General features: G+C 70.7%; 14 protein-coding genes. 8 read left to right on the forward strand and 6 right to left on the reverse strand.

Annotated features, from left to right (window positions below):
- Nucleotides 1-204: a DUF1427 family protein gene (locus tag ABZX79_RS11505; RefSeq protein ID WP_355254673.1), complete on the forward strand. Its 204-nt coding sequence runs from the start codon at nt 1-3 to the stop codon at nt 202-204.
- On the forward strand, nt 201-1,205 hold the full coding sequence (locus ABZX79_RS11510) for an amidohydrolase family protein (RefSeq protein ID WP_355254675.1): 1,005 nt from the start codon (nt 201-203) through the stop codon (nt 1,203-1,205). The genes ABZX79_RS11505 and ABZX79_RS11510 overlap by 4 nt, the downstream gene beginning before the upstream one ends.
- 62 nt (nt 1,206-1,267) lie before the next feature.
- On the opposite strand, the gene ABZX79_RS11515 is transcribed toward ABZX79_RS11510, so the two are convergent.
- Nucleotides 1,268-3,364: a SpoIIE family protein phosphatase gene (locus ABZX79_RS11515; protein WP_355254677.1), complete on the reverse strand. Its 2,097-nt coding sequence runs from the start codon at nt 3,362-3,364 to the stop codon at nt 1,268-1,270.
- 235 nt (nt 3,365-3,599) lie between these two features.
- On the opposite strand from ABZX79_RS11515, the gene ABZX79_RS11520 reads away from it, so the two are divergent.
- Nucleotides 3,600-4,031: a VOC family protein gene (locus ABZX79_RS11520; protein WP_355254679.1), complete on the forward strand. Its 432-nt coding sequence runs from the start codon at nt 3,600-3,602 to the stop codon at nt 4,029-4,031.
- 284 nt (nt 4,032-4,315) lie between these two features.
- Complete coding sequence (locus tag ABZX79_RS11525) at nt 4,316-4,810, forward strand: cupin domain-containing protein (protein WP_355254681.1); 495 nt, start codon at nt 4,316-4,318, stop codon at nt 4,808-4,810.
- A 25-nt stretch (nt 4,811-4,835) separates the two neighbouring features.
- On the opposite strand, the gene ABZX79_RS11530 is transcribed toward ABZX79_RS11525, so the two are convergent.
- From ABZX79_RS11530 to ABZX79_RS11550, 5 genes are all read right to left on the reverse strand, one after another.
- Complete coding sequence (locus tag ABZX79_RS11530; protein ID WP_355254683.1) at nt 4,836-5,648, reverse strand: hypothetical protein; 813 nt, start codon at nt 5,646-5,648, stop codon at nt 4,836-4,838.
- Between the two features lie 204 nt (nt 5,649-5,852).
- Nucleotides 5,853-7,934: a serine/threonine-protein kinase gene (locus tag ABZX79_RS11535; protein ID WP_355254685.1), complete on the reverse strand. Its 2,082-nt coding sequence runs from the start codon at nt 7,932-7,934 to the stop codon at nt 5,853-5,855.
- A 98-nt stretch (nt 7,935-8,032) separates the two neighbouring features.
- The gene (locus ABZX79_RS11540; protein WP_355254687.1) at nt 8,033-10,228 is read right to left on the reverse strand and encodes a PQQ-binding-like beta-propeller repeat protein; all 2,196 of its coding nucleotides are present in this window, start codon (nt 10,226-10,228) and stop codon (nt 8,033-8,035) included.
- 4 nt (nt 10,229-10,232) lie between these two features.
- Nucleotides 10,233-11,174 (reverse strand): serine/threonine protein kinase, encoded by a 942-nt coding sequence (locus tag ABZX79_RS11545; RefSeq protein WP_355254689.1) that lies wholly within the window; start codon nt 11,172-11,174, stop codon nt 10,233-10,235.
- Between the two features lie 105 nt (nt 11,175-11,279).
- On the reverse strand, nt 11,280-11,492 hold the full coding sequence (locus ABZX79_RS11550; protein WP_355254691.1) for a hypothetical protein: 213 nt from the start codon (nt 11,490-11,492) through the stop codon (nt 11,280-11,282).
- Between the two features lie 190 nt (nt 11,493-11,682).
- Between ABZX79_RS11550 and ABZX79_RS11555 the strand changes: the two genes are divergently transcribed.
- From ABZX79_RS11555 to ABZX79_RS11570, 4 genes are read left to right on the forward strand one after another with little or no spacing between them, the layout of a single operon-like run.
- Nucleotides 11,683-12,153 (forward strand): hypothetical protein, encoded by a 471-nt coding sequence (locus tag ABZX79_RS11555; protein ID WP_355254914.1) that lies wholly within the window; start codon nt 11,683-11,685, stop codon nt 12,151-12,153.
- Entirely contained in the window at nt 12,123-13,541 is a 1,419-nt protein-coding gene (locus ABZX79_RS11560; protein ID WP_355254693.1) for a hypothetical protein, read from the forward strand. The genes ABZX79_RS11555 and ABZX79_RS11560 overlap by 31 nt, the downstream gene beginning before the upstream one ends.
- Nucleotides 13,538-14,995, forward strand: coding sequence for a VWA domain-containing protein (locus ABZX79_RS11565; protein WP_355254695.1), 1,458 nt, complete (start codon nt 13,538-13,540; stop codon nt 14,993-14,995). The genes ABZX79_RS11560 and ABZX79_RS11565 overlap by 4 nt, the downstream gene beginning before the upstream one ends.
- Before the next feature lie 36 nt (nt 14,996-15,031).
- A complete protein-coding gene (locus tag ABZX79_RS11570; protein ID WP_214978651.1) occupies nt 15,032-16,144 on the forward strand; it encodes an AAA family ATPase in 1,113 nt (370 codons plus the stop codon).
- Nucleotides 16,145-16,154 lie beyond the last annotated feature (10 nt).

Here is a 16,154-nt window from a genome sequence, read left to right on the forward strand (position 1 = left end):
GTGGCCCTGGCTGCCGGAATGCTCATGGGCGCTGTCTACTGGTGCCTCGGCATCGATTCCCCCGCGCCCTCCTTCCTCGGCCTGACCGGACTGCTGGGCATCGTCATCGGCGAGGCAGTCACGCAGGCCGCGCGCCGGAAGCTGACCGGGCGCCACGGAGCCACGGCTGACCACCGCCACACCCAAGAAGGCAGCACTCCATGACCATGACCGCGCCCTCCGTGCCCTCCGCACCCTCAGCGGCGGAGGTTCCTGGCTTCGTCGACGTCCACGCCCACTTCGTCACCGACTCCTACATCGACGGCGCCCGCGCCGCCGGACACGAGCTGCCGGACGGCATCCCCAACTGGCCCTCCTGGTCAGTGGCCGAGCACCTGGAACTGATGGACCGTAACGGCATCGACACCGCCGTCCTGTCCATCTCCTCACCCGGAGTGCACTTCGGCGACGACGCGGCCGCCCGCCGGCTCGCCCGCGAGGTCAACGAAGCCGGCGCCCGGACAGTGCGGAGCCACCCAAGCCGCTTCGGCCTCTTCGCCTCCCTCCCGCTGCCGGACACCGACGGGGCCCTCGACGAGATCGCCTACGCCTTCGACGAACTCGACGCCGACGGTGTCGTACTGGAGACCAACAGCCACGGCGTCTACCTCGGCGACAAGCGGCTCGAGCCGGTCTTCGCCGAACTGGCACGCCGCCGGGCCACGGTCTTCATCCACCCGACCTCACCCGTCTGCTGGCAGGAGTCGGCCCTGGGCCGCCCGCGTCCCATGGTGGAGTTCATCTTCGACACCGCCCGCGCGGTCATCGACCTGCTCTTCGCCGGCACGCTGGAGCGCCATCCCGGCCTGGAAGTGATCGTGCCGCACTGCGGTGGAGCCCTGCCGGTGCTGGCCGACCGGATCGACGGCTTCATGAAGCTGTTCATGCCGTCTCAGGACGGCCGGGCCCCGGACGCGGTCGCCCAACTGAGGCGCCTGCACTACGACATCGCCGGCCCCACCGTCCCGCGTCAGCTCCCCGCACTGCTCCGGCTGGCAGACCCCTCCCAGCTGCTCTACGGCAGCGACTACTGCTGGACGCCGCCCGCCGCCGTCGACAGCCACATCGCCTCGGTCAACGCGGCCCCGGTCCCCGTCGACGGCGCCACCTGGCAGTCCCTGACCACCGGCAACGCCCTGCGACTGCTGCCGCGCCTCACCTGCTGACCCCGCCCTCCCCGGACGCGCGCCAGAAGCGGATCTGCTGCTCCGAAGAGCGTCAGCCGGCCTCAGCCGATGTCTGTCGGCTGAGGCCGGGGCGCGTTGCCGATGCGGGCCGTGAGCAGAGCGATGTCGTCGTCGGCGGATGCCGGGACCAGACGGGTGATCAGCAAGTCGCAGAGTTGGTCGAGCGGCCGCTGGGGTTCGGTGAGCAGGCGGGTGAGGTCGGAGAGGCGTTCGTCGATGTCACGGCCGCGGGCTTCGATCAGGCCGTCGGTGTAGAGCACAAGGATGCTGCCGGGGGGCAGGGTGATGTCGGTGGTCGTGAAGTCGATACCGCCGACACCGAGCGGGGCGCCGGGTGGGGTCTTGATCAGGTGGACGGTGCCGTCGGGCTCCGCCGCGGCGGGCGGGGGGTGGCCGGCCCGGGTGATGGTGCAGTGTCCCGTGGCGGGGTCGCAGACGGCGTACAGGAAGGTGGCGAGCATCGGCTCGGCCAGGTCGGCGAGAGTCGCTTCCAGATGGTGCAGCAGATCGGTCGCGGGCATGTCGAGGCGGGCCAGAGCCCGGACGGTGGCGGAGAGCCGTCCCATGACCGCGGCCGCGGCGATGCCGTGACCCATGACGTCGCCGATGAGGAGGGCTGCTTTGTCGTCGGGGAGATGCAGGACGTCGTACCAGTCGCCGCCGACTTCGTTGACGTCGCTGGCGGGCAGGTAGCGGTGGGCGACTTCGATGCCGGGCGGCGGGGTGATGTGCTGCGGCAGCATGCTGCGCTGGAGGACGACCGCGGTCTCGTGCTCACGGTGGTAGAGGCGCGCGTTGTCGACGCTGACGGCGGCCCGGGCGGCGAGTTCGCCGGCGAGGGTGACGTCGTCGGCTCCGAAGGGGCCGACGGGCCGGGTGCGGTAGAAGGTGGCGATGCCGAGGACCAGGTCCCGGGCGACGAGCGGAACCATCATGAACGAGTGCACGCCCGCCTTGAGCAGCTGGGCCGGTGCGGTGGAGTGGCGGGCCGCGGGGGCGATGGCCCGCTCGTCGAGGCGGGAGATCAGGAAGGGCTGGCGGGCGGCGAGAGCCTGGGTGTACGGGGCCGCTGCGGGGAAGCCGAGGGTTCTGCCGAGCGGAGCGAGGATGTCGGTGATGCTGGAGCCGGTCAGGGGTGCCTTGCCCAGGCGCCGCAGCGCGACGCCGCCGATCAGCCCCACGTCCGGCTCGTCGCCGCGGGCAAGGGTGTCCAGGATGTCGACGGTGACGGCATCGGCCAGGTCCGGGACGGCGAGGTCGGCCAGCTCCTGCGCCGTACGCTCCAGCTCCAGGCTGGCGCCCATGCGGACGCTGGCCTCGCTGAGCAGGGCGAGCCTGCGGCGGCCCGCCTCCGCCTCGGTGTGGGCCCGCTGCTGCTCGGTGATGTCGAGCAGGGAGGCGATCACGCCGATCGGCCGGCCGGCGGGATCTTCCACCCGTACATACGAGCACGACCACACCCGGTCGTGCTCCGGATCCGCCGGCGTTCGCCCGGTACGTCGCCGGTCAAGGACAGGCTCCCCGGTGTCCAGCACCTGCCGCATCGCCTCCTCCATCTCGCCCGCGTTCACCTCGGGCAGCAACTCGGCCAGGCGACGGCCGACGTGTGCGGACTCCGCGAGGCCGTTCATCGCTTCGAGCGCCGGGTTGACCTGCAGAAACCGCAGATGCGTGTCGAGGACGGCGATGCCGACGGGTGAACGGGAGAACAGCCCGTCCCACACCGCCGACGACCCTCGGATACGGCGCGCCGCGTGGGCGTCGGCGGCGAAGACCAGCACCGCCGAGGCCCCGTGCCGCCCACTGTGGACCGGGCAGGCCCAGATCTCGAGCTCCAGGGGGTGTCCGTCGCGGTGCCATGCGGTCACCGTGCCCATCACCCCGCGCCCGGTGGCGGCGGTCTCCCAGAGCGACCGGCCCAGGCTGCTGTCGGCCCCCGGGTGCAGAAGATCGGCGATGTGCCGCCCCACCACCTGCGGCGGGGTGTAGCCGAGCAGTTCCTGGGCGGTGTGGTTCCACCGCACGATCGTCCCGTCGGCACTGGTGGCCACCTGCGCCACCTGCAGGGCACCCAGCCACCCTCCGGCGTCCTGGGCGGCGCCGCTGATCAGCTCATTGACCGGTATCTGCTCATCCATCCGCAACCTGCCCCCTCTCGGGCAGCCACAGGCAGCCGCCGCGACATGCCGCTGCGCACGGACAGGAAGCGGGGCCCTTCCCTCACATACCCATCCTGGTCCCGCCGGTCCCGGACCGCCCCCTGGCCGACCGAGCTGTGTCGGCCGGACTGGCGTTTTGCCGTGCGCGGCGGCTTATTCGTGGGCGACGGTGGTTCCGTTCGGCCGGACCCGCCGGCGTTTTGAGGAGGCACTCATGAACTGGACACTCGAAGTCGTCCCGGTCCCTGTCACCGATATGGACCGGGCGAAGGACTTCTACGCCGACAAGATCGGCTTCAAGGTCGACCTCGACAACGAGGTCGCCCCCGGTATGCGCATCATCCAGATGACCCCGCCCGGCTCGCGGTGTTCGATCGCGATGCTCCAGGGGATGCCGGAGGCGCCAGATATGAAGGAGATGGCCCCGGGCACGCTGCAAGGCCTACAGATCTGCGTTACGGACATCGAGGCGGCCCGTGAGGAGTTGCTGGGCCGAGGCGTGGAGGTTTCTCCGATCCGCCACGTCGGCGCGACGGGCTGGGAGGACGGCAAGGGTGACACCTGGAACTCGTTCATGACCTTCGAGGACCCGGACGGCAACGGCTGGGTGGTCCAGGAGGCCCCCTCGGAGCTGTCGGAACGCTGACCAGGCGCTGAGGGGGTAACGGGCGGGGTCGGAAGCCGGCCGCCTGGCTTCGGCGGCCCCGCCCGTCGCCTCGGTCCGTTCCGGTGGACTTGCCTCAACGGAATGGCTCCAGGAGCCCAACTGGGCCTTGACCAGGCGGCCTCGACGGGAAGGCAGACACAGAATTGACCCATGATTAAGGCATCAGAATGCACCCTCTGCCAGGTCGCTTGGCTGCCTAGAGTCGTAGTCACAAGGGCCGCCGGAGACGTCGGCGGCCGAAGCTCAGCACAGGGAGTACGACTATGAACGCCGCCGCACTGACGCCGGTTCTCGCCCGCGCCGCCTCCGCCGAGACCACCAGCGACCCCAGCAGTGTCATGACCCTGCTGGCCGACTGCGGCACCGACGGCAGCTCGCTCACCAGCTACCGCTCGCAGTTCGCCAAGGGAGCGGTGGGCGCCCCGGCCCACTTCCACACCCGGGCATCCGAGCTCTTCTTCGTCATCGGCGGCTCGCTCCAGGTGCTCATCGACGACGAGGTCAAGATCCTCGATGAGGGTGACTTGCTGCTCGTACCCCCGCACACCCCGCACGCCTTCGCGGCGGCTCCTGGAGCCGAAGCCGACGTGCTGTTCGTCTTCACGCCGGGCATGCCCCGTTTCGACTACCTGCGGCTGCTGGGCCGGGTGATGCGGGGCGAGGCAAGCCCGCAGGAGATCAAGGAGTCCTCCGAGCACTTCGACAACCACTATGTCGACAGCCCGGTGTGGCGTGCCGCCCTGGAGGCATCGGCGTGATCGGCTCCACGACACGCGGCGTCGATCAGTAGCTGAGGCAGTCGAGGTCGTCGGCGTACGAGCGGACGTTGGAGTCCGGGTGGGCACGGGTGGCAGCGATCACGTGGGTGAACGCCGGGTGCGCGTGGGGGTGTTCTTCCAGCAGTCCCACGGCGGCGAAGGCACCGCATTCCGCGGTGTCCTCGTCAGTCGACCGCACCAGTCGCATGCAGATCTCGGCCGCGTGGGTCGGTTGCGCCATGGCGATGAGGGTCTCGGCCAGCGGGTTTTGCGACCAGCGCCATTCCTCACCCCTGATGACGTCGCCGTTGAGCACGCCGTGCACCCACGCCTCGGTGACGGCTGCCGTCGCCTGGGCGCTCCACGGCAGCCCGGCCTGGGCGATCCCCCAGGCTGCGGCGGCGCGTACGGCCGGGGAGTGGACGGGTGACAGGGCGCCGGACAGCCAGACGGCGCAGCCTTCGGGGGCCCGCCGGGCGACGGCGCCGGTCATGACCGCCGCGACGAGCGGGTCCGTCTCGGTGAGGGCGCGCTCGCATAGCGCGGGCACGACGAGGTCGTCGTGCCCGGTCCGTATCCCGGTCAAATAGGCGACGCGGTGCCGCACCTCGCGGACCGGGTCGGACAGGAGCGGGAGCAGGCGTGGCGTCGCCCGCGAATGCGCCACGCGGACCTCGTGGTGTACGGATTCGGTCTCCGCAGCCCCGGTGACGATGCCGAGCAGCAGGTCGGCGAGGCTCGCCCTCCCCGGCGCCGCGGGGTCGAGCAGGAGCTGTGAAGGACGCCGACGGCGTGTTCCGCGCGTTCGGGATCCGGTCCGCAGGCGTCGCGGAGCCACTTGACGGTGTCCGCGCCGTCGCCATAGGCGTGGCCGGCTTCGGCCCGGTCGGCGTCGTTCAGATCGATCGGTGACCGCACGGGTGTTCTCGTCCCCTTTCATGTCGGGCGGGGCAAGGTTGGAGAGCGCCAATGCGCCGGGTGGCTGGAGAAGCCGGTTGCGGTGCCCGGATACCGTCGGCTGGACGCGACGTGTGGGCGTTCGTCATTCCGAGTAGACCGGCATCGCCGTGACGCTTCCCCCGCGTGAGATGAAGACCCGGTTTCCGTCCGCCGCGAGCCGGTAGGTGCCAGTGCCTCGGGCCTTGTAGGAGAAGAGAATCCGGCCCATCGTCTTGTGCACGACAGCCAGGGCTCCGCCCTTGATCTCGGGGATCCAGACGGTCGCCCCTTGCACCGCGGGTGCCGTCGTCGAGGAGCCCGTGGGCTCCAGTTCGTAATAGCCCCAGTCCGACGCCGCGACGTCGACGTCAGGGATGGTGTGATACCGGCGGGCCACCCAGCCTTCCATCGCGAACACGATGTCTTTTTCGGCGAACGGGTTGCTCCAGCCGCCGAGGGCGAGGGACGACTTCGCCTTCTCGGTCCAGAGTTCGGTGCCGGTCTTCAGTGAGCGGGCCGTCAGAGTCCGGCCGCCCAGGTACACGATGCCGCCGGCGATGGCGGGGGTGGTGCCCTGCGTTCCCTGGTTGGGGAGGTCCCAGACTTCCACGCCCGTCTTGGTGTCGACGGTCCTCACATGGCCGTCGCTGGGAAAGAGGACCAGGCGGCCGCTGCCCACAGCTGCTGTCGCCGGGTTGTCGTCGGGGTCCCAAGGCAGGGGGACGGACCAGGAGGTCTTCCGGGTCCAGGCATCGAGGGCGAGCAGGCGGTTGTCCTGTGTCATCACATACACGGTGGAGTCGTCGGCGGCCAGCACGTACTCGGCGGATATGTCGTCCTTCCAGGCGAGTTGGCCCGTGGAGGCGATGAAGGCGTGCAGTACGCCGTCTATATCGGCCGCGGCGACGAGGCGGTCCGCGACGGAGACGTAACCCGCCGGCGCGTAGACGTCGGCGGCGCGCCACCGTTCGCGGCCGTCCGTCACCCGGTGCGCGACCAGGCCGCCACCCTTGGCGTCGAGGAGCAGCACGTCGCGCACGGGAAGCGGCGCGCGAGGCGTGTTGGTTGTCGTTACGTCGATCGGGCCCCACAGCGGGGCAGGTGCCTCGCCCGGCTTGGAGTCGATCAAGGAGGCGAAGGCAGCCACGGGCGTCGCCACGGCTGCCGGGACGGCGACCTCGGGGCTCCGGGTCACCCACCAGGCGCCTGCGCCGCCCGCCGCGAGGAGGCCCGCACCCGCGGCGCCGGCCGCGACGAGGAAGCGCCGCCGGGTGGAGGCCCCCGGCACGCCTGTGTCGTCGGTCGCGACCAGCCTCTTCGCGGCCGCCTCCCGCTGGGCGATGTCGTCCGCCAGCGGGCCGCGGCGCCAGGCCCGGTCCGCGCCCTTCGGCGGAGCGAACGCCGCGGCGATCTGAGTGCTTACGGGCCGCAGCGCCGGGTCCTTCGACAGGCACGGGCCGATCAACTGCAGGAGGGCCGGCGGCACCCGGCTCACGTCCGGTGAGCCGTGCACGACTTCGTACTGGACGGCCGCGACATGCCCGCCGTCGAACGCGCGCTGTCCGGTGGCCGCGTACACGAGGACGGCTCCGAGCGAGAAGAGGTCCGATGGTGGGCCGACCCGCTGCCCGAGAACCTGCTCGGGAGCCCCGTACCCCGGTGTGACAGGAATCTGGCCCGTCGTGGTGAGGGTCAGGCCGTGCTCGGGGCGGGCGATGCCGAAGTCGATGACCCGCGGACCGGACGACGTCAGCACGATATTGGCCGGCTTGAGGTCGCGGTGTACGAGACCGGCGCTGTGGATGTCGTGAAGGGTACGAGCGAGGGCGGCGGCCAGTGCCCTGACTGCCGGATCATCCATCGGCCCGTACGCGCCGATCGCCTCCTCGAGCGTAGGGCCCGCGAGGAACTCCGTGGCGATCCACGGCCGGCCGCCCTCCGTCTGCGCGCCCAGGACCCGCGCCACGCCCTTGCCGGTGACGGCCGCCGCCATCTGGGCCTCGCGGACGAAGCGCTGGGCGAGGTGCTGGTCGTGGGCCAGTTCGGGGCGCAGCACCTTGACGGCTGCGGTACGGCCGCCACTGTCCTGGCCGAAGTACACCTTGCCCATGCCGCCTTCACCCAGTACCCCGGCCAGGCGGTAGGGGCCGAGGCGGACTGGGTCGCCTGTGGCGAGGGGCTTCATGCTCTGCGCTGCCTTCTGATTCGACTTGATTCAACGGTCCGGCGGTCCCGCGGTCCTGCGGTCCGGCGATTTGGTGCTTCCGGGAAGTGAAGCAGCGGTCACGCCAGTGGGAACGCGACCGCCGACGTCTCCCCCGCGCCGATGATGCGCGTCCTCCCCTTGTCCACGACGTACCGAGTGGCGTCGGTCGGGAAGACCCATTGCGACGTGCGCGTCGCGAGGTCGACCGCGCTCAAGCCACCCATGACCGGGGCGTAGACATACTTCTTCCCCACGACCGGAACGGTGTTCAGGACGGGCGTCAAGTCCCGTGCGGCAGGCGCCTCCTCCCACTTCCGTTCCCCTTTGTTCGCGCTCACGGCGATGAGCCCGCGATCGCCTTCGGTGACGTACACGAGGCCGCCCGCCACCGTCGGTACGCCGTAGAGGGCTTTGCCCTGGCCGACCTCCCAGGCGCTGCTGCCGTCGGTCAGGCGCAGCGCGCGGAGCCGGCGGCCGCCGACGTAGACGTGCCGGCTGTCCGTGGCGAGCTGGCCGGGGATGAGGAAGTAGTCGTCGGGGGACACCGGGATGCTCCGCTGCCAGAGTCTGATCCCGGTACGCGTGTCCCGGGCCTCCATCTCGAAGTCGGTGCGTTCGCCGTTGAGTTTGCCGAGGATCAGCCGGCCGCCGACGACCTTCGCGAGGTAGAGACGCGACTCGTTCTCGGGCAGGTGCCTCGGGATGGGGCGGCGCCAGGCCTCTTTGCCGGTACGCAGGTTCACGGCCACCAGGTGCCAGCCGGTCTCCTTCTTCTCGAACGAATCGTCGCTCTTGCCGATTCTCGACGCGGCGAAGAGCAGGCCGCCGGCCGCAGTCAGGAGCTGGGTGCCGAACCCGGATCCCTCGAACCCCTTGAGTTCGATGACGCGGCCCGGTGCGGTGCCGTTTCGCGGGGCGAACGTGTGGATCGCCAACGCGTTCTGGGCGGTGTTCGACCGCGATCCGTAGAAGTGCGTCCCGTCCGAAGCGATCTCCTGGGGATCCGTGTGCAGACCGCTGGTCCAGAGTTCCTTGCCGTCCTTCGGGTCGAGGACCCTGAACTCGGCGGTCTCCATGAAGCCCACCACGTCACCGGCGAGGAGCGGTGTGAGCGACTCCTCCCGGTCGAATGCCTCCGTCTTCCAGAGCGGTTGCCGGTCACGGCCTTGAGCGCTCTTGGCCGACGGGGACGCCGGTGAGGCCGTACCGCCGCCTTGTGGCGTCTTCTCAGCACCGGGGGCCAGCCATGCCCAGGCCCCCACTCCCGCCGCCCCTACCCCCAGTACCGAGCCGCCGCCGACCGTCAGAAGCCTGCGGCGGGACAGGGAGCGGGGGCCGTCCGGTGTTGTCGGGGCCAGAGATGACTCGGCCGGGGCAGGCAGGCGGTAGGGCTGGTGGTGCCAGACCTCTGTCGCGCGGCGCGCGATCTCCGCCAGCAGCAGGTCCGGGAGGTGGTCGGCGAAGTCACCGTGACCGTCGTGGAGTTCGGCAGCGATCCGGTGGGTCGTGGGGCGCTGGGACGGGTCCTTCGACAGGCAGGCGGTGAGGAGCGGGAGCAGGGACGGCGGTACGTCGAGAAGGTCCGGCTCGGCGTAGCGGACGCGGTAGAGGAGGTCCGCCGCCTGGCCGCCGCCGAACGGGCCGTGGCCGGTCGCCGCGAAGAGCAGGACGCCCGCGAGGGCGAAGACGTCACCGGCCGGGGTGTGTTCCCGGCCGGTCGCCTGCTCGGGGGACATGAAGGCGGGGGTGCCGGCCGCCGCGCCCGTACGTGTCAGACGGTCGTCGCCGGCCGCGCGGGCGATGCCGAAGTCGATGACCTTCGGGCCGTACGCCGTGATCATCACGTTCGACGGCTTCAGGTCCCGGTGGACGACGTCCGAGGAGTGGAGCTGGGCCAGTGCGCCGGCGAGGGCGGCGCCCAGCGCCCGTACCGACGGCTCGGGCAGTGGGCCGCACAGCTCCACGGCGTCGTCCAGCGGCGGTCCGAGCACGTACTCCGTTGCCAGCCAGGGCGTTTCGGCCTGCGGATCCGCGTCGAAGACCGCCGCGCCATGGCGGTCGCCGATGATGCGGGCGGCATCCGTCTCCAGGCGGAAGCGGCTACGGAACGTGGGGTCGGTGGCGATCCGCGCGTGCATCGTCTTGAGCGCGACCGTACGGCCCGTGGCGGCGCGGGCCAGATAGACCGTGCCCATGCCGCCGCTGCCCAGGCGTGCGATCAGGCGGTACCCGTCGAGCGCGGCCGGGTCGTCGTGGGTGAGAGGGGACAGCATCGTGTCAGTTCCAGGTGGGAGTACGCGGTTCGGCGGCCAGGACCGAGGCCGACTGGTGGGCGATCGCCGCGACGACGCGGCCGGGGAGCCAGCCGGCGGTGAGGAGGGAGCCCGCCGAGTTCAGGACGGTGTTGTGCGGGGCCGGCGGGGCCAGCCCGGCGAGGACAGCGGCCGCCGTGGGGCGGTCCGCCGGGTCGCGGGACAGGCAGCTCGAAATCAATGGGCCCAGCGAGGGCGGGAGTTCGCCCCGGTCGGGGACGGTGTGGCCGGTCGAGGCGTACGCGAGGACCGAGCCCAGCGCGTAGACGTCACCCGGAGGCCGGGGCCGGCCGCCGGAGGCCTGCTCGGGGGCGAGGCTGCCCGGATCGATGCCCGCCACGCCGGTCCGCTGTTCACCGTCGGGCGCCGCGGCCCGTACCGCGCCGAAACAGCTCAGCCGCGGCCCGTCGCCCGTCAGCAGCACGGCAGCGGGGGACAGGCCCGCATGCGTCAGGCCCTGAGCGTGGGCGGCCTCCAGGGTCTCGGCGACGGCCACGCCCAGAGCGCGTACCGTGCGCTCGGGCAACGGCCCGCCGTGCACGGCGAGTGCGACGGGCAAGGGAAGCGCGGGCAGGTACGGCGTCGCGTACCAGGGCGCCTCACCGGGGCCGGCCAGCTCCGTCACGGGCGCCACCCATGGGCCGAGCAGCCTGCGGGCCGCGTCCGCCTCGACAGCGAAGCGGGCCGGATCGGCGCCCGGGAGCGGGGCGTTGAGCAGGACCGTACGCTCGCCGTCGGCACTACGGGCGACAAAGCGGCGCCACGGCGTGTACGGCGCGCTGTGGGGCGGGTCGAGCCGGGTGATCAGGTGGTACGGGCCGATCTGCCGCGACGGGGGCGCGGGGGTGGGGGTGGGGGCGGGGGCAGGCACGGCGGGGCCGTAGGCGTCCGGGCGTGGCTGTTCCATGTGTGAATCCCCCCTTAACTGTTACCAGAGCAACAAGAGCCTACTCATGCGGCGGGCGGGGCCCGGCGGGCGGGTTGAGACGGCCGTGTTGCGCCAATCAGCAAGTCAGACCGTGAACAGCGGGCCTTCTTGAAGCTTGGGCTTGGGCTGGGAATCGTCCCGAAGTTCAGCGAGTTCGGATTCCTTGGCGAGGACCCGGTCGAGTGCGTCGACGGCCAGGGTTTTGAGGTCTTCGGCGAAGACGGGCAGGACTTCGTCGCGGCCGTGGTTTGTGGTGATCTCCTGGCGTCGCCGTCCCTGGATCTTCGCACTGGCCACTGACAACGGGTCACGAGGCGAGCAGAACCCGGCTCCGCGAGCAGTGTGTGACGCGGTCGTTCTGCCGCGACCGGCGTTGTCAGTGGTCGCAAGTATGTTCAGTCGTGTCCCGCCGATGTGGCGTGGAAATCCCTGCTGGTGCATAGGAGATGGCGCGTTGTCTGATTTGGAGAGGTCGAGCACGGCACGGGTGGTAGCACCCGCACGGCCGCGCAAGCTCGCCAAGGTCCCGTTCGTCGAGCTGGCCGACGGACGCATGCAGGGTGTGGTGTCCAGCGGCTCGGACATCGAGCGGGTCTATGTCTCGTCGGTCGCGGTCGGCACCTACGCGTTCGCTTGCAGCACCAACAACAACCGGCCCTGTGGCGGCGCGCGGGGCGCGTTCTGCAATCACATCCGGGCTCTGATCAACGAGGCGGTCCTGCAGTACGGCGCTGAGCGCGTCACCCGTTACCTGAGGGTTGAGATCGGGGAAGGGGAGCCGAGCGCGCAGACCATCACCGCCGGCATGAGCGGCACACGTCCACCGCAGGGGGACGCCAAGGCCGCCGCGACCGTCTTCAGCCGGTTCCTGCGCCACCTGGCCTACCTGGAACTCGCCCCGACCACCACACCGTTGCCGGAGATGCAGTGGTTCCCGCCGACCAGGGCGGTGGCATGATGCGCGCCGACCTGCTCTCCGAAACCATCACGGGGCTCGACGAAGCTCTGACGGCCGTCGACGCCTTTGACCGGGCTCTCGTCGCCGGCCTGCTCCGCCCCCAGCCCGCCCAGGCCGTCGGCCTGACACAACTCACCCACGCCGTCGCGGGGACGCCGCTGGCCGCCAGGGTCGCCGAGGCGGCGGAGAAGGCGGCGGCCGGGGCCGCGAGCGAAGAGCACTTCGTCGCCCTCGCCGCCGCCCGCACCGCACTGCTCGGCTCCGTCCACGACGCACTGATCACCCGCGTCCAGGAGGCGACCGGTCGCCCCCGAAGCGAGGACACGGTCCCGGCGCCCGGTGGGCAGCACGCGGTGAACCTGCTTGCCGCTGCCCGCTCCTGGCTGTCCGACCTGGGGCGCACCGGGTGGCAGGGCATCGACCACGACGTGGTCTCCGGGTCGGCGCGAATCGTCTCCGCGATGCTTCCGGACCCGGCCCTGCGTCGCCTGGCGACGCTCCTCGACGGCTTCGCCGTCGAACTCGCCGCATCCTGCCCGGGCGCGGCGCTGGAACGCGTTCCGGCACGCCGCTGGGCCGACGTGTGGTCGCGCGCGATGCTGCTGACGCTGCCCGGTGCGGCCGACGTGCCGCTGACCGGTACGGTCACCGGCCGCCTCCTGCCCCTCGGCGTCGACGTACACGAACACGCGACCGCCGCACAGGTCCAGGTCCACGCGGTGTTCGAGCCCGCGGACGGCGCCGCGCCCCGCCTGGTGCGTGCCAGTGTGTCGGTGCCGAAGCCCGACACGGTCGTCGGAGCCGGCCTCTGGCAGCTGCTCCGTCCGCACATGTCGCTCCTGGCAGCCGTCAGCGAAGGCCACTCGATGCATGTCGCCGACATGCCCATCACCGCCGAGGGCGACCTGATCTGGAGCGACGAGCACGCACGCCCGGGGGAACCCGCCGACGCCTTCGCCACTGCCCGCGTCGCCCTGCCCACCGCCACCGACGCGGCGACAGCACCCCTGGACCGGCATCCGGTGCGCATCGCCGTACCCGTGTTCCTGGAGGGTTACGCCGCCCAGATGGATGACGACGCACTGACGTTCACCGTCGCCGGACACCCTCTCGTTGTCGACACCGACCGCATCGCGACCGCCGGACCGCTCACCCCCGAAGCCGTCGCGGCGTCCAGCGCGTGCATTGGGCTGCTCCGCTGGGACGCCGGTACGTACCGCGTCCAGCCACTGGCAGTCGAGAAGACCGTACGGAAGAAGCCTGCCGCGATCCACGCCGGGGCGTGGGCCGGGGGCACGACCGACAAGGCCGGGATCAAGGCCGAGAAGGCCGCCACCGACGCCGTGGCCGTGCTGCGGGAACGGGCGGGAAGGCTGCTGCGGAAATGACGGAGCACACGAGCGAACTATCGGCCGATCATGCGACCACCCCACGAAACCCCGAGGTGGACGCCCACGAGAACCGCCGTCAGGTCCTCTACTGGCGGCTTCTCGCCCGCCTCTTCGACCACGAGGAGCAGGCCACGCTCGAGTCGGCGAGCCTCGCCGTCGTCGAGGACATCGGTCTGCCGTCCGCGCTGCTCGACCCGCAGGCCTCCGTCGACTCCATCGTGCAGCGCCACCCGGAGCTGGCTGCCGAGTTCGACGGTCTGATGGCGCCCGAGCCCGACGACGACGGCGGACATGATCGCGCTGCCGAAGTCCGGCGAGCGGCGCTCGTCTCGAAGGTGCTGCTCAACGTCTTCTCCGCCGGCTCCGGCACGGTCACCGCCGGGCAGCTGGCGCGCTGGCAGTCCGACGCGGGCTGGCTGGAGCGCGCGCTCGGCTGCAAGCCCGGCGAGCTGCGCGGCGGCCGCGCCGGCGGAGGATCCAGGGGAAGCGCCGCAGGACCGGGCGTCAGCCCGACCGGCACCGGCGGCCGCGGGACGACGCCCGATCTCAGCCGGCTGATCCCGGCGATCGGGCCGGAACTCGGCGCCATCGAGGCCGACCTGGTCAAGCGGATGCACCTGCGCGAGGTGCTGGCCGACCCCGGACTCGCCGCGCAGTTGACTCCGAGCATGTCGCTGATCGAGCAGCTGCTGCGGGACAAGAACAATCTCTCGGGCGTGGCCCTGGCCAACGCCAAGGCCCTGATCCGCCGTTTCGTCGACGAGGTCGCCGAAGTGCTCCGCACCCAGGTGGAGAAGGCCACGGTAGGCGCCCTGGACCGCTCCGTCCCGCCCAAGCGGGTGTTCCGCAACCTCGACCTCGACCGCACGATCTGGAAGAACCTCACCAACTGGAGCCCGGAGGAGGAGCGGCTGTACGTCGACCGCCTCTACTACCGGCACACCGCCCGCAAGACGACGCCCCAGCGGCTGATCGTCGTCGTGGATCAGTCGGGCTCGATGGTCGACTCGATGGTGAACTGCACCATCCTGGCGTCGATCTTCGCCGGGCTGCCGAAGGTGGACGTACACCTGATCGCGTACGACACGCAGGCGCTCGACCTCACGCCCTGGGTGCACGACCCCTTCGAGACCTTGCTGCGCACGAACCTCGGTGGCGGCACCGACGGCACGGTCGCCATGGCCCTGGCACAGCCGAAGATCGCCGAGCCCCGCAACACCGTCGTGGTGTGGATCTCCGACTTCTACGAATGGCGGACCGAGCCGCTGTTCGAAAGCATGGCCGCCATTCACCGCTCGGGAGCCAAGTTCATCCCGGTCGGCTCGGTGACCAGCTCCGGCCGCGGCAGTGTCAACCCGTGGTTCCGGGAGCGCTTCAAAGACCTCGGTACGCCGGTGCTCTCCGGCCACATCCGCAAGCTCGTCCACGAACTCAAGACGTTCCTCGCCTAGCAGGACCTTCCTCCCTCCCTTAGAAAGGCCCCCCTTATGTCTGACATGTTGCGCGCCCCCGCCGAGATCAAGTACGCCGAGGAACTGGACTGGCTGGAGTCCATCGACGACAACCCCAAGCCCTTCTCCTGGCGGCTGTCCCCGAAGATGGTCCGCCTGTTCATTCTGGGCTCCGAGCGCTCCGACGGCCTGGACCGCGAGATCTCGCAGAAGTGGTACGGCGACCGCAGTTTCGTCGAGCGCTCCGTCGTCACGCTGGCCTCCGACCGCGGCCTGCTGCTCATCGGCGACCCCGGCACCGGCAAGAGCTGGCTGGCCGAGCTGCTGTCCGCCGCGATCTGCCGCAACTCCACGCTGGTCGTGCAGGGCACGGCCGGCACCACCGAGGACCACATCAAGTACTCCTGGAACGTATCCATGGTCATCGCCAAGGGCCAGTCGCGGGAGTCGATGATCCCCTCGCCGATCATGACGGCGATGGAGACCGGCGGCATCGGCCGTATCGAAGAACTCACCCGCTCCACCAGTGACGTCCAGGACGCGCTGATCTCGATCCTGTCCGAGAAGTACATCTCGGTTCCCGAACTGGACAGCGACAACATAGTCTTCGCCAAGCCCGGCTTCTCGATCATCGCCACTGCCAACAGCCGCGACCGAGGCGTCAACGACCTGTCCTCGGCTCTCAAACGCCGTTTCAACTTCGTCCGCATCCCGATGGTGACGAACAAGAAGAGCGAGGTGGAGATCGTCCGTTTCCGCACCGAGGAACTGCTGCGCCGCCACCAGCTCGAACTGGACGTGCCGCCGACGCTGCTCGACGTGCTGCTGCAGAGCTTCGCCGACCTGCGCGCCTCGGCGGCCGCGGCAGGCAGCGACGACGAGAAGCTGGAGTCCGCGCTGTCCACCGCCGAGCAGATCGGCGTACTCGAGGACGCGATCCTGCACAGCAACTTCTTCGGCGAGCGCGCCCTGACTGCCCACACGCTGGCTTCCTCGCTCGTCGGGTCACTGGCCCGGCGCGAGCCGGAGGACCTGGCCATCCTCAACAAGTACCTGCACGGCGTCGTCGAGCCGCGCAGCAAGGAAGAGGGCGGATCCTGGCCGGAGTTCCTGGAGGGCGGCCGCGACGCGATCGCCACCCTGTCATGAGCAGCCCTGT

This window comes from Streptomyces sp. NPDC002994, assembly GCF_040611155.1.
In the GTDB taxonomy this organism is placed as follows: domain Bacteria; phylum Actinomycetota; class Actinomycetes; order Streptomycetales; family Streptomycetaceae; genus Streptomyces.

Excerpts from the sequence above, each read along its gene's own strand:
- ABZX79_RS11510 (WP_355254675.1), top strand. The coding sequence starts at position 201 with ATGACCATGACCGCGCCCTCCGTGCCCTCCGCACCCTCAGCGGCGGAG.
- ABZX79_RS11515 (WP_355254677.1), bottom strand. The coding sequence starts at position 3,364 with ATGGATGAGCAGATACCGGTCAATGAGCTGATCAGCGGCGCCGCCCAG.
- ABZX79_RS11520 (WP_355254679.1), top strand. The coding sequence starts at position 3,600 with ATGAACTGGACACTCGAAGTCGTCCCGGTCCCTGTCACCGATATGGAC.
- ABZX79_RS11525 (WP_355254681.1), top strand. The coding sequence starts at position 4,316 with ATGAACGCCGCCGCACTGACGCCGGTTCTCGCCCGCGCCGCCTCCGCC.
- ABZX79_RS11535 (WP_355254685.1), bottom strand. The coding sequence starts at position 7,934 with ATGAAGCCCCTCGCCACAGGCGACCCAGTCCGCCTCGGCCCCTACCGC.
- ABZX79_RS11540 (WP_355254687.1), bottom strand. The coding sequence starts at position 10,228 with ATGCTGTCCCCTCTCACCCACGACGACCCGGCCGCGCTCGACGGGTAC.
- ABZX79_RS11545 (WP_355254689.1), bottom strand. The coding sequence starts at position 11,174 with ATGGAACAGCCACGCCCGGACGCCTACGGCCCCGCCGTGCCTGCCCCC.
- ABZX79_RS11565 (WP_355254695.1), top strand. The coding sequence starts at position 13,538 with ATGACGGAGCACACGAGCGAACTATCGGCCGATCATGCGACCACCCCA.
- ABZX79_RS11570 (WP_214978651.1), top strand. The coding sequence starts at position 15,032 with ATGTCTGACATGTTGCGCGCCCCCGCCGAGATCAAGTACGCCGAGGAA.